Genomic DNA, 14,271 nt, shown 5'->3' with positions numbered 1-14,271 from the left:
AATATATGAAATCCTCTTCAAATGCTTTGAAATGGAGCGCTATTGAGCGATTAGTTACTCAAGCCATTCAATTGATAGTTATGTTGTTTCTGGCCAGGCTGTTAGGACCAAATGCATTCGGCTTAGTCGGTATGTTAGCCGTGTTTATTGCTATAAGTCAGGTCTTCACCGATAGTGGTTTTACGGCCGCTTTGATTCGCTATACTGAACGCAAGGAAGTGGATTTTTCAACTGCCTTTTACTTTAATATCTTTGTTGGTTTATTTTGTTACTTAACTCTCTTTTTTGCGGCACCTAGTGTCGCTAAATTTTATGATCAGCCAGAATTAGTTAATTTAATGAGGGTACTTGCAATAACTATTGTTATAAATAGTTTTGCAATTGTACAAAGAGCTAAGCTAACCATTGCTATGGATTTCAAAACACAGGCTAAAGCGTCATTACTCAGCGTTGTTATCAGCAGTGGGGTGGCCTTGTATATGGCTGAACTAGACTACGGTGTGTGGGCTTTGGTAGGTCAGACATTATCGAATGCGCTGCTTTTGGTTATCTTATTAAATGTTTTTCATCCTTGGTTGCCAAAAACGGGGTTTAGTAAAAAGTCTTTTAACTACTTATTTGATTTTGGTTCTAAGTTATTAGCTGCATCACTCATTGATACCGTATTTAAAAACATTTACCAAATTATAATTGGTAAGCAATTTAGTGCGACTCAAGTTGGTTTATTTACTCAAGCAAATCAATTATCTCTAATTCCAGCAATGACTATGACTACAGTCATACAGCGTGTTACTTACCCCATGCTAAGCAATATTCAGAATGATGTTAATAAATTTGAAAATACGTATCTACTAACATTACGATTGGCTGCGTTGGTTGTGTTCCCTATAATGGTGGGGTTGAGCATCTCAGCAGAGCCATTTATTAATCTGGTTCTTGGATCTAAGTGGTTACCTGCAGCAGAATTACTAACTATCTTGAGTTTTGCTTTTATGCTTTATCCAATTCACGCAATAAATTTAAATTTATTACAAGTCAAAGGCCGCTCAGATATATTTTTAAAATTAGAGATAATTAAAAAAAGTTTAATTGCAATTATATTGTTTATTACCATTCCATTTGGTGTTGAGGCTATGTGTATCGGGTTGTTGGTACATTCGTTTATTGCTTTTTTTGTTAACTCTTTTTATACAGGTCGGTTTAGTCGTTTAAAAACAACTAAACAGTTAGCCGCATTACTCCCTATTTGGGGTTGTGTAATGTTTAGTGGATTACTTACTTATATTGTATCTTGGTATGTGGCAACAAACTATATCGCGGACCCAGCTGTTCATTTAGCTATTAACCTAACTTTGATGCCTTTGATTTACATTGGTTTTATTCGTTGCACAGTTAATGATTTATACAAACAAATTTTACATGTGATTTTTAGAAAAAAGGTTGAATTTAAAAATGGATAAAATAACAGTCACTTCACCACTGTTACCGCCTTTAGATGAATTAACCCCTTATCTTGAAGACATTTGGCAACGTAAGTGGTTAACTAATAGCGGCCATTACCATCAACAGCTTGAAGATAAGCTATGTAAGTACCTTGATGTACCTTATATAAGTTTGTTTTCTAACGGGACATTGGCACTTATAACCGCTTTACAGTCGCTAGAACTGACAGGGGAAGTAATTACTACGCCTTACACGTTTGTGGCAACCGCTCATGCAATAAAGTGGAATAACCTAACCCCGGTTTTTGTTGATATTGACCCTGCTACATTTAATATCGATCCGGCAAAAATTGAAGCGGCTATAACCGAGAAAACTTCGGCTATTTTGCCTGTTCACGTGTATGGTACTCCGTGTAATGATCCTGCAATTGACGCGATCGCTAAAAAGCATGGCTTAAAAGTGATCTATGATGCAGCCCATGCATTTGCAGTAAAACAAGATAATCAGTCAGTGTTAAATTATGGTGATTTATCTATTTTAAGTTTTCACGCGACCAAGGCCTACTCTACTATAGAAGGCGGAGCGGTTGTTTGTAAAACGCTAGAGCAAAAGCAAAGGCTAGATCAATTAAAAAACTTTGGTTTTGAGTCTGAAACACAAATAAGTGTGTGTGGAATGAATGCAAAACTCAACGAAATACAAGCTGCTTTTGGGCTCGTTGCTTTAAACAAAATAGATGAGTCTATAGCTAAACGAAAATCAATTGCTAACTATTACGATAAGGCATTTAGTACTACAGCTGGTATTAAAATACTCGATAACCACTCCAGCTTACAACTTAACTATTCATATTATCCTATTTTAATTGACCAAGCTGAGTTTGGCTTAAGCCGTGATGAGCTACTTGAAAAGTTACAGGCTAATAACATCCTTGCTCGGCGTTATTTTTACCCGTTAGTAACCCAGTTTGAGCTTTATAAGGGCTACGCTAGCAATACTCCTAATGCTAAAGCAATTTCAGAGCAAGTATTGTGTATACCCATTCATAATGCCTTAGCAGAAGAAGAGCAAATGAAAATTATAGAGGTTATTTGTGGTTAATGTATTAAATGAGGGCGACTTTACACCCTTTTTTAAACTTTTAAACCAAGTGGATGCTGACTTTTCACCTACATTGTCATCACGAGTCAACTTAGAGCAATACGCTTTAAAGTTACTAAAGGTTGCAACTGTTTTTGGATTATATAAGCAGAACCAGTTGGTGGGTGCAATCGCTATATACATGAACGATCTAGATAATAAAATAGCCTTTTGTCCATTTATTGCTATATTACCAAACTCTAGGGGCCAGGGATTGAGTAAACAATTACTTGAACTCGCTATTGCAGATTTAAAATCGAAGCAATTTAATAGTCTATCACTCACAGTTAGAGCCGATAGTCCCGCCAGTTATTTATATAAGAAAGTGGGCTTTAAGACCATTAATGAATTTAATTATGAGGGTAGTTGCATTAAAGGTTTGAAAATGGAATTAAAGTTATCATGAGGTCAACAGAAACGCCACTAATTAAAGTTAACTATTTAGGTGTGAACCTGTTCGTAAAACGAGACGATCTATATCCTATTTCTGGTGGTGGTAATAAAGGTCGTAAAGCGGAATATATTTTGGCTAAATGTATTGCAGATGGTTGTAACGCAGTTGTCACTTGTGGCGGTGCACAATCAAACCACGTAAGAGCCACAGCAATACGTTGCAAAGAGCTGGGCATTGCGTGCACAATAGTCATTCACGCCTCTGAGCCGAGAGAGTCTAATGGTAATCTTAAATTACTGCGGCTGCTTGGTGTCAAAATAGCCTATTGCGACATGGTTGATGTTGCAAAAGTAATGGACGCTGAAATGGCAGAGCATGCAAAGCAAGGCTTAAAGCCATTTTATATTTGGGGGGGCGGGCATTGTTTAGAAGGCACGCAAGCATTTTACGATGCTGCATTTGAAGCGCACACACAAGCTAAGCAACACTTTGATTTTGTTTTTCATGCAAGTGGTACTGGTGCAACCCAAGCTGGGTTACATGTAGGATTTAAAAAAATAAATTTAGCGACTCAGGTTATTGGTATTAGTGTTGCTCGAGAAAATCCTCGAGGTACAGAGGCGATCACCCATTCTGTTTTAGAGTTCGTTAATGCAAACCAGTTAGATACTGAACTATCAGAAAATATAATGTTTGATGATGAATATATTGCAGGGGGGTATGAAAAAACTAACCCTGAGCAATTAAGTGTAATTAAAAGCGTAGCTGAACAGACTGGAATCATACTCGATCCCACATACTCAGGCAAGGCATGGCATGGTATGCAACAGTATATTAAAAGTGGGAAAGTGAAGCCGGGTAGTAATGTACTTTTTTGGCACACAGGTGGATTATTAAACTTAATGGCGACTAAGCAAATATGAATATATTATTAACCTCAGTAGGGCGAAGAAGCTACCTCATTAACTATTTTAAAGAATCGCTCAAACCGTTAAACGGTAAAGTGTTTGCTGCAAATAGCATAGAAACATATGCCTTACAACAGGCGGATGCGTTTACATTAACACCACAAATATACTCGGCTGAATACATAGATTTTCTAATAGACTACTGTATAAAAAATAAAATCACAGTGCTTGTTTCACTTTTTGATATCGATTTACCTATATTAGCTAAAAATAAACAGCGTTTTAAAGAAGTTGGTGTTGATGTTGTTGTTTCTGACCCTGAAGTGATTGATATTTGTAATGATAAATGGAAAACCTATCAGTTTTTAATACAGCATAATATTAAAACGCCGGCAACCTATATCTCATTTTCAGAGGCGGTTACGGCACTTAATAATACAGAGCTTGAATACCCTGTCATTATTAAACCGCGCTGGGGTATGGGTTCAATTGGTATTTATAAAGCCGATAATTTAGAAGAGCTGCAAGTACTTTACAAAAAGGTACGCAATGAAATCGAATCATCTTATCTAAAATTCGAGTCGAGGGCCGATATCGACCAAGCAATATTAATTCAGCAGTGCATTGCCAGTGAGGAATACGGCATTGAAGTTGTTAATGACCTACAAAAAAACTACGTAACAACATTTTGCAAGAAAAAGCTGGCTATGCGCTCAGGTGAAACAGATCAAGCTATCACCATCAAAAATGATAAATTGTCAGCAATTGGTCAACGTTTATCATCAGCAGTAGGGCATATTGCTATACTAGATTCTGATTGTTTGGAAATCGATGGTGAGTTTTATGTTTTAGAACTCAATGCCCGATTTGGCGGTCAATACCCATTTTCACATTTGGCGGGGGCTAATATCCCTAAGCAAATAGTCGATTGGTGTATGGGGTTGAAAACTAATCAAGAGTTGACGACAATTAATACTGATATTTTATCTAGTAAAGATATAAAACCGGTAAGGTTGTGATGTGAAAAAAATCTTACATGTATGTTCAGATGAAAAGTTTATTGACTCTGCTATTGCTAATTTTAATGCAATAAGTCATGTTAAAAGTGATTTTTTGGTTATTAGTAAAGAGAGCTCACTAGAATATATAAAAAATAAAAATGTCACCATCAAATCAAAATCAGCTTTTTTATTACAAATACTCATTGGTCGGTTAAAGGAGTATGATGCTGTTGTTTTTCACTCACTAAATGGTGTGTTTAAATTTTTTATAAAGCTCATTCCTAAGAGGTTGAATATATGTTGGGTTGGCTTTGGGTTTGATTACTATGATTACAATAAAATTCTACCAGGGCGAAAGGAGGAAAAAAAAGGGCTTAGGTATTTTATTAAATATAGCATTTTTAATTTAGACGCATCTTATCAAAAAATTAATTACTTTTGTCCTGTTTTAGAAAGTGAATTTGAAGAGGTGTCAAAACGATTAAGGTTAAATGCACAATATGTAGATTGGAATTATGGTTCTTCAGATAAAGTTGTTAAAAAACTTAAACATGATTATATTGATGGTGACTCAATATTGTTAGGGAATAGTGCAACTGAGACAAATAACCACCTTGAAATAATCGATGATTTAGTTAAATTAAATGAGAAGCGAGAAATCATCGTGCCATTGTCGTATGGTGATAGTGAATATGCTGAAAAGATCATAGCTAAGTTGAAATCTACTTCATTGAATTACACAATTCTAAGGGATTTTTTAACCCAGGAGGAGTATTTCTCTACTCTTAAACGTTGCGCTTTTGTCATTATGAACCATAAAAGGCAAGAAGCGGCCGGGAATGTCCTTATTATGTTATCATTGGGTGCTAAAGTTTTTTTAGATAAAGACAACCCTTTATACGACTATTTTAAATGCATGGGTTTCAGGCTTTTTAATAAAGAAAACTTAAATTTTGATTGTATATCAATGGATGACATGGGAATAAATAAAAGCCTAAGTCTAAAGTTTTTTAATTCAGAAGTAACGATAAAAAAAACTAAATCGCTTGTTGATAAGCTGGTGTAAATGAAGTTCGCGCTGATTTCAGCTATTTAAGTGCGCACTCATGAGATCGCGTAGAGGAGGAAACCAACTGCTGAAAGTGGCACGCTCTTCTCGGCTAAGAAACAAGCAGTACGACCATGAGATATCAGCACTTGACCGAGGGCAGAAAATTTCAGATTTCCATATTGTTGGAAGGGGCGTTCTCTGCTTCGGCAATATATAAACAAAGGCATCGATTTGAGAGAGGTAAGTGGTGCAGTTGTTGGGTTCGCGATGTCGCGGATAAATTATCGACCACGAAAGTGTTTGAGCTTTAAGCAGCCAGGTGTGGTATTTAAAAAAACACGCAGGCTGCTTAATTTTGTAGAAATTGTCGCACCTTAAAGCTGAATTCGGACCTAACTTCCAACCAAGAACTCTCGAAACGATTCTATTCTTTAAAGGGCAATAAACAACTCCCCATACTAGGCTAGACGCAATTGATAAATTGGGTATAATGTCGCCCATACTTTATGATTGGTTTTAAGGAAGAGTGCACATGGAGTGCTGGTATTTAGTATATTGCAAACCCAAGCAAGAAAGCCGAGCCCAAGAAAACTTAGCGGCACAGGGCATCACAGCTTGCTATCCAAGCATTAGTAAAAGCAAAACCACTTCATCTAAAGCGGTAAAGCAACCTCTTTTTCCGCGCTACTTATTCGTCAGCTTAAATCCTGAAACCGCCTCTTTCTCTGCGGTAAGAAATACTCGTGGAGTCTCAGACTTTGTTCGTTACGGCGCAAACTTACAACTGGTGCCAAGCGAACTCGTCACACAGCTAATGCAGTCTCCAGAACAGCCAATCGAATGCGAATTAAATCAAGGTGACACGGTAATGTTAACCGAGGGTTGTTACAAAAACATACAAGCCCTTTACCAAGAGCCAGACGGCGAAAAAAGAAGTATCTTGCTTATCAAGCTGTTAAACCAAAATACAAAAATCACTGTTGATAATAACGCAATAAAAAAGTTATAAAGGTTTAACTAAAACGATAGAGCACGGTAAAACGCTGGTTGGTTCATATTTAAAAATAACAAAACTCGTAGCGGCGCTTTTACATCGCGACTGTTTTTACAATTCAACATCGCGATCGTTCGCTTCGTCACCCTGAACTTGATTCAGGGTCCAAACGCCTGAAACAAATGCACGATACCGTAGCAGCGGCTTTATATCGCGACTGTTTTTATGATTTAACATCGCGATTGTTTGCACCGTCACCCTGAACTTGATTCAGGGGCCAAACGCTTGAAACAAATGCACGGTACCGTAGCAGCGATTTTACATCGCGACTGTTTTTATGATTTTACATCGCGATTGTTTTCATAATTGAACATCGCGACAGGCGAACGCAGCAGCGTTAGGTCAAAACGAGCAAAAATTCACAAAAAAACAGCATTTAGGAGCTGCAACCTAAGGGCGGAAGCGTGCCTAAACCACATTAGGTAGCAGCGATTTTATATCGCGATAAAAGATCCCGGCATAAAGCCGGTCCCACAAGGGAGCTTTAGGTTGAGGTACCACCGCGGAATAAATCCGCGCCTATAAACCCCGTCACCCTGAACTCGATTCAGGGTCCAATGGGTTCGCGGAATAAATCCGCTGCTACGGGTTGGAGGTGTTGTTGGGCTTGGTGCTTACGATAAATACACGCATACAATGCCGTAGCAGCGATTTTATATCGCGACTGTTTTTATGATTTTATATCGCGACCGTTTTTACAATTCAACATCGCGATTGTTTGCACCGTCACCCTGAACTAGATTCAGGGTCCAAACGCTTGAAACAAATGCACGATACCGTAGCAGCGATTTTACATCGCGATTGTTTTAATGATTTAACATCGCGATTGTTTTCATGATTTTATATCGTGATGGTTTTTAGGTTGCGTGCCTATGGTCAAGAGGTCGCGGAATAAATCCGCTGCTACGGGTTGGAGGTGTTATTGGGCTTGGTGCTTACGATAAATGCACGATACCGTAGCAGCGATTTTATATCGCGACTGTTTTTATGATTTTACATCGCGATTGTTTGCACCGTCACCCTGAACTTGATTCAGGGTCCAAACGCTTGAAACAAATGCACGATACCGTAGCAGCGGCTTTACATCGCGACTGTTTTTACAATTCAACATCGCGATCGTTTGCACCGTCACACTGAACTTGATTCAGGGTCCAAACGCTTGAAACAAATACACGATACCGTAGCAGCGATTTTATATCGCGACTGTTTTTATGATTTTACATCACGATTGTTTTTACAATTCAACATCGCGATTGTTTGCACCGTCACCCTGAACTTGATTCAGGGTCCAAACGCTTGAAACAAATGCACGATACCGTAGCAACGATTATATATCGCGACTGTTTTTATGATTTTACATCGCGACTGTTTTTATGATTTTACATCGCGATTGTTTTCATGGCTTTATATTGTGATGGTTTTTAAGTTGCGTGCCTATGGTCAAGAGGTCGCGGAATAAATCCGCTGCTAAGGGTTGGAGATGTTATTGGGCTTGGTGCTTACGATAAATGCACGATACCGTAGCAGCGATTTTATATCGCGACTGTTTTTATGATTTTACATCGCGACTGTTTTTACAATTCAACATCGCGACTGTTTTCATGATTTTATATCGTGATGGTTTTTAGGTTGCGTGCCTATGGTCAAGAGGTCGCGGAATAAATCCGCTGCTACGGGTTGGAGGTGTTATTGGGCTTGGTGCTTACGACAAATGCACGATACCGTAGCAGCGATTTTACATCGCGACTGTTTTTACAATGCAACATCGCGATCGTTTGCACCGTCACCCTGAACTTGATTCAGGGTCCAAACGCTTGAAACAAATGCACGATACCGTAGCAGCGATTTTATATCGCGACTGTTTTTATGATTTTACATCGCGACTGTTTTTACAATTCAACATCGCGATCGTTTGCTCCGTCACCCTGAACTTGATTCAGGGTCCAAACGCGCAGCGTTACAAAAGCAGAAAATAAAAGCAAAGAACAAGCAAAATGGTCAATCAAAGCCTAGCAGCAACTTCATGTTGCGATACAAGAACTCACTTGCGATTAACATCTTGCCATGCTTTAATTAACCATCAAAAAATTGCTAGATCAAAAGCAGTAAAAAGAACATTAAAAATTTTAGGAAGACATAATGGCGCTACGCTGTAAAACTATCATTGCTTCTGCTGTCTTATTAGCAATGAGTGGCTGTACTCTGATCCCAGGGGGCCATTTCAACGGAATTAAGTCAGGCGAACAAACCGCCAACCTAGAACAAGACCTAGAGCAAGTGAACATTCGCGTTATCGATGCTCAATTGGTTCAAAAACAAAAAAATAGCAAGGAAATCAACAAAGAACGCAGCTCATTATCTGGGGTCGACACCTCAAACTACGAATACCGCTTAGGCGTGGGCGACGTCATCACCATTGGCGTGTGGGATCACCCCGAGCTTACCATTCCAGCTGCAGTACAAAGAACCGCCGAGTTCGATGGTTTCCGCGTACAGGCCGATGGCACCATCACTTTTGCCTATGCCCCAAAAGTACCTGCTGCCGGTAAAACCGTAACCGAATTACGAGATGCCTTATCACAAAGACTAAGTCGCGTTATTGAAGACCCACAAATCGATGTAAAAGTAGTGGGTTTTAAAAGCCAAAAAGCTTATGTAACCGGCGAAGTAACCAAGCCTGGTGTATACCCAATCACAGAAACGCCAACCACATTAATCGACGCCATTAACCAAGCTGGCGGCTTAACCGAGGCGGCCGATTGGGAAACCGTAACCTTTACCCGTGGCGACAACACCGAAACCATCCAACTAGACGATTTCTATGCCGAAGGCGACATCTCTCAAAACCGTTTATTAAAACACGGCGATATTGTGCATGTGAGCCGCAACGATAAGCGCAACGTGTACGTACTTGGCGATGTAATTCGAGCCGGTAAAGTAAATGTTAATCGCTATGGCCTAAGCCTAGCAGAGGCACTTACCGAGGTAGGCGGCTTTAACGAGCGCACTGCCGACGCCAACGGCGTGTTTGTGCTACGTAAACGCAACCTAGAGCGCGATGGGGTATTGGCCGATGTATATCAACTCCATGCCAAAAATGTCGCCTCGTTGGTGTTAGCCGAGCAGTTTGAGCTACAACCCCAAGACATAGTCTACGTAACCAGTGCGCCACTGGCACGTTGGAACAAGGTAATCAGCTTATTGTTGCCGTCGCTTTCAACCGTTGACGCCCTTCAAGATATAGAAAATCAGTAGTGAGTAATATGTTCGACAGTGTACTAATGGTATGTGCTGGCAATATTTGCCGCAGCCCCACAGCTGAGTATGTGCTAAAAAGCAAACTCACTGACCAAAACATAACCGTGTCGTCGGCAGGCCTAACCGCATTAGAGGGCAAGCCAGCCGACCCAATGGCACAAGAGCTCACTCAAGCAAAAAATATCGACATGAGCGGCCACCAAGGCCGCCAACTTAGTGGCCCCATTGTTGCCCAAAACAGCCTTATCTTGGTGATGGAGCAGCGCCACTTTGATGATATATGCACGCGCTACCCGCAAGCTCGCGGCAAAACCTTCCTGCTCGGCAAATGGATTGGCGATAAAGAAATCCCCGATCCTTACCGCCAATCGCGCGAAGCCTTCGAGCATGTTTACGAGCTAATCGACAGCGCCTGCAGCGCTTGGCAAAAGTACTTATAAGGAACTGAGAGTATATGAACGCTCAGCCAAATATTATCACCCAGCAAAAAACGACAAAAGACGACGTACAAGAAATAGACTTAATGGCGCTATTGGGCGCACTGCTCGATGCTAAATGGTTTATTGCCGGCATCACCGCCGTGTTTATGGCGCTAGGTGTGGCCTACGCCATTTTTAGCACCCCCATTTACCAAGCCACCGCCATGATCCAGGTAGAAGAAAAAGGTGGCTCGGTACCAGGGTTTGACGACATGTCTGGCATGTTTGAGTCAACCTCAGCCGCCGTCACCGAAATCGAGCTGCTTAAATCGCGTAGCGTAATTGGCGAAGCGGTAGATCAACTTAATTTAGACACCGTAGTAGAGCCAAAGCTGTTTCCAATCATTGGCTCTCGCAGCTACCGTAAATTTGTACCGCAAGCCGAGCAACCAGTTGCCGAGCCAAGCTTTGGCGCAAACTCTTACGCTTGGGGCGGTGAAAAGGTTGAGGTACACCGCTTTCGTGTACCGCAAAGTGCCATTGGCGTTGGTTTTACGCTAAAAGCTCTGGAGAATAATCGCTTTGAGTTACTCAATGGCGACGACCAAGTGGTGCTAGCTGGTAAAGTAGGCGAAACCGTAAAACAAGGTAATTTTGAGCTGACGCTTAAAACCCTAATCGCAAGGCCGCAAACCGAGTTTACTATTATTAAACGCAACCGCTTACAAACCATCATCGACTTACAAGCGGCCATTGGCGCTTCTGAAAAAGGCAAAGACTCCGGCATTATTAACCTAAGCTTGCAGCATCATATTCCGGCTTATGCAGAGCAAGTGCTCGATAAAGTCGCGGCTATTTACGTCCGCCGCAACGTAGAGCGTAACAGCGCCGAGGCTCAGAAGTCGCTTGAGTTTTTAGAGGTACAATTACCTGAGGTAAAACGCAACCTAGAGCGCGCAGAAAAAGCCTTTAATGAATACCAAATTAAGCAAGAGTCCATCGACATAAGCCTAGAAACCCAAGCCATTCTAGAGCAAATCGTAGAGCTAGAAACCAAAATTCAAGAGCTAGAGCTTAAACGCTTAGAACTAGGCCGTAAATTTAAACGCGAGCACCCAGCCTATCGCGGCGTAATAGAGCAAATAGAAACGGTTAAAAAACAACGTAACGAACTAGCGGGCGAAGTACAAATACTGCCAGAAACCCAGCGCGACCTATTACGCTTAAAGCGTGATGTAGAAGTAAACAACGAAATTTATACTCTGTTACTGGCCAAAACCCAAGAGCTAGACATAGTACGTGCAGGCACCGTGGGTAATGTGCGTATTGTTGACTACGCTGAAGTAAACACTACCAAGCCAGTAAAACCCAAAAAAGCACTCATTGTGGTTATGGCCACTATGCTTGGCGGTATGCTAGCTGTAGCAATTGTGTTAGTGCGCCGTGCACTGCATAAAGGTATTGAAGATCCAAACGAAATAGAAGCTATTGGCCTGCCAGTATACGCCAGTGTGCCTTACTCAGAGTACCAAGTTAAACTTACTGGCTTTGCCAAAGCGCGAAAAAATAAAGCCGCTAAGGCTAAATCTATCCTAGCGGTCGATAACCCGGCAGACCTTTCTATAGAGGCGCTTCGCAGCCTAAGAACCAGCCTGCACTTTGCTATGATGGAGGCAAAAAATAACATTATTGCTATTTCGGGCCCAAGCCCAGGTGTAGGTAAATCGTTTATTTCAGTTAACCTAGCAACGGTATTAGCCCAAAGCGGTAAAAAGGTACTAATCATCGACGCCGACATGCGAAAAGGCTACCTACAAACCCAATTTGGTATGCAGTGGGACAACGGTTTAAGTGATTACTTATCAGGCCGTTTAAACCTAAGTGAAATTACTAAACCTTCACAGGTAGAGGGGCTAGATGTAATCACTCGTGGTCAAATACCGCCAAACCCTTCAGAGCTACTAATGCACAGCAACTTCAGTAAGCTAGTAGAAGAAGTCAGCGTAAAGTACGATCTAATCATTATAGATACGCCACCTATCTTAGCGGTCACCGACCCAGCAATTGTGAGTGCCCATGCTGGTAGCACTTTACTAGTAACCCGATTTGGCCAAAACCACATCAGAGAGCTGGAGCTAACTCGCAACCGCTTTGAGCAAAATGGCATAGACGTAAAAGGCGTGGTGTTTAACGGCGTAGTGAAAAAAGCCAGTAATGCCTATGGTTATTATGGGTATTATAATTACGAGTATAAATCTAATAATTAAGTTTGGCTTTGTGAGGTTTAAGGGGGGGGGATGAAAGCCTTGTCAAACTCAATTTGGATGATGCTAGAAAAAGTTTTAAAGCTAGGGCTGGCACTTATTGTTACAGCCCAAATTGCCAGGTATCTAGGGCCTACTTCTTATGGTGTGTTTTCTTTATCATTAACTATTTTAGCCATATTAACAGTCATTAGTTTGTCTGGGTTAAACAGGATTACAGTTCGGGAGGTCGTTGAAAGTATAAGTACAGAAGATACTAGAGAAATACTTACAACTGTTTTTTATATAAGGTTAATTATAAGTTTTCTTTTGTATTTAATATTTTCATCTGCTCTTTTTGTATATGGTTATGAATATTGGTTAGGTTACTCTTTAGTTTTCTTATCTATTATTTTTACCCCTTTTAACTCGGTAGATTTGTATTTTCAAAGTGTTAATAAGTTAAAAGTTGTTAGTTTTTATCGTTCAGCCTCAAGTGTTGTTAGCTCGCTTATAAAATTAATTTTGGTATATTATCAAGCAGATATATTTTATCTATTTCTCGCTGTATTCATAGAATATTTGTTGGTTGCGTTATTTCTTTTTCTTTGTGTGAAAAAAGAAATGAATTTTTTTAACCCAAATTCATTTTCATTAAAAAAAGCTAAATGTTTTTTGAGTGAATCTTGGGTGGAAGTAATTGCAGGGTTTGGTGGTATATTATTCATGAAGCTAGATATTGTAATGTTACAATATTTGGACTCATCAGAAAGTGTGGGGCTATATTCTGCAGCCACAAGGTTGTCTGAAGCATGGTATTTTATTCCTGCTTCAATTATTACTGTAACGTTCCCTGCTGTGATTAAAGCGAAAAAAGAAAATGATGGTGTTTATAAAGATAAACTATTACTTCTTATGACATTGATTAGTTTCATATCCTTGCTTTCTATAGCGACTTTAACTTTTATTGCTAAAGATATTGTCCTTTTTATTTTTGGTGAAAGTTATCTGCAAAGTGCTAGTGTTTTGATGGTTCATTGTTGGGTATGTTTGTTCATTTTTTTGGGATCTACTTCAGGCTCTTATATGGCGGCAGAAAAGCTATTAAAATACAATCTATATCGTAACTTAATAGGGTTACTTATTAACATCATAGCTAACTGTTTGCTTATACCTCAATATGGCGGTATTGGTGCTGCCTACGCAACTCTAATAGCTGTAGTATTCGCATTTTTATTATCCGACTTACTATTTCACCCAATAAGATTTCTATTTTTCTTGAAAATTAAGTCCTTAATACCTATAAGGCTTTTTCGAAAAGCCTTTGAAGCAAATTTTATTAAATTTTAACGAGCTCTAT

11 protein-coding genes and 1 pseudogene are annotated in these 14,271 nt (G+C 39.9%); all 12 read left to right on the top strand.

Annotated features, from left to right (window positions below; genetic code table 11):
- Window positions 1-5: 5 nt before the first annotated feature.
- The 12 genes and pseudogenes from R3P39_RS11005 (at window position 6) to R3P39_RS10950 (ending at window position 14,261) form a co-directional block, all read left to right on the top strand.
- Window positions 6-1,460 carry a lipopolysaccharide biosynthesis protein gene (locus R3P39_RS11005; RefSeq protein ID WP_336567510.1) on the top strand — a complete coding sequence of 485 codons (1,455 nt, stop codon included), beginning with the start codon at window positions 6-8 and terminating at the stop codon, window positions 1,458-1,460.
- Entirely contained in the window at window positions 1,453-2,544 is a 1,092-nt protein-coding gene (locus R3P39_RS11000; protein WP_336567509.1) for a DegT/DnrJ/EryC1/StrS family aminotransferase, read from the top strand. The genes R3P39_RS11005 and R3P39_RS11000 overlap by 8 nt, the downstream gene beginning before the upstream one ends.
- Window positions 2,537-2,989, top strand: coding sequence for a GNAT family N-acetyltransferase (locus R3P39_RS10995; RefSeq protein ID WP_336567508.1), 453 nt, complete (start codon window positions 2,537-2,539; stop codon window positions 2,987-2,989). Before R3P39_RS11000 ends, R3P39_RS10995 begins: the two co-directional genes overlap by 8 nt.
- A complete protein-coding gene (locus R3P39_RS10990) occupies window positions 2,986-3,900 on the top strand; it encodes a 1-aminocyclopropane-1-carboxylate deaminase/D-cysteine desulfhydrase (RefSeq protein ID WP_336567507.1) in 915 nt (304 codons plus the stop codon). The genes R3P39_RS10995 and R3P39_RS10990 overlap by 4 nt, the downstream gene beginning before the upstream one ends.
- Window positions 3,897-4,904, top strand: coding sequence for an ATP-grasp domain-containing protein (locus tag R3P39_RS10985; protein ID WP_336567505.1), 1,008 nt, complete (start codon window positions 3,897-3,899; stop codon window positions 4,902-4,904). The genes R3P39_RS10990 and R3P39_RS10985 overlap by 4 nt, the downstream gene beginning before the upstream one ends.
- 1 nt (window position 4,905) lies before the next feature.
- Entirely contained in the window at window positions 4,906-5,952 is a 1,047-nt protein-coding gene (locus R3P39_RS10980; RefSeq protein ID WP_336567504.1) for a TDP-N-acetylfucosamine:lipid II N-acetylfucosaminyltransferase, read from the top strand.
- 183 nt (window positions 5,953-6,135) lie between these two features.
- Window positions 6,136-6,315: pseudogene (locus R3P39_RS10975) on the top strand (hypothetical protein); the annotation flags it as partial.
- Window positions 6,316-6,469: 154 nt separating this feature from the next.
- Window positions 6,470-6,946: a transcription/translation regulatory transformer protein RfaH gene (gene rfaH / locus R3P39_RS10970; protein WP_336567503.1), complete on the top strand. Its 477-nt coding sequence runs from the start codon at window positions 6,470-6,472 to the stop codon at window positions 6,944-6,946.
- A gap of 2,184 nt (window positions 6,947-9,130) precedes the next feature.
- A complete protein-coding gene (locus R3P39_RS10965; protein ID WP_336567502.1) occupies window positions 9,131-10,246 on the top strand; it encodes a polysaccharide export protein in 1,116 nt (371 codons plus the stop codon).
- An 8-nt stretch (window positions 10,247-10,254) separates the two neighbouring features.
- The gene (locus R3P39_RS10960; RefSeq protein ID WP_336569295.1) at window positions 10,255-10,689 is read left to right on the top strand and encodes a low molecular weight protein-tyrosine-phosphatase; all 435 of its coding nucleotides are present in this window, start codon (window positions 10,255-10,257) and stop codon (window positions 10,687-10,689) included.
- A gap of 14 nt (window positions 10,690-10,703) precedes the next feature.
- A complete protein-coding gene (locus R3P39_RS10955) occupies window positions 10,704-12,935 on the top strand; it encodes a polysaccharide biosynthesis tyrosine autokinase (protein ID WP_336567501.1) in 2,232 nt (743 codons plus the stop codon).
- Between the two features lie 30 nt (window positions 12,936-12,965).
- Window positions 12,966-14,261: a flippase gene (locus tag R3P39_RS10950; protein WP_336567499.1), complete on the top strand. Its 1,296-nt coding sequence runs from the start codon at window positions 12,966-12,968 to the stop codon at window positions 14,259-14,261.
- Window positions 14,262-14,271 lie beyond the last annotated feature (10 nt).

Origin of the sequence: Pseudoalteromonas sp. UG3-2 (assembly GCF_037120705.1) — a bacterium.
In the GTDB taxonomy this organism is placed as follows: Bacteria; Pseudomonadota; Gammaproteobacteria; order Enterobacterales; family Alteromonadaceae; genus Pseudoalteromonas.
This window is presented reverse-complemented; position numbering and strand designations above follow the sequence as displayed.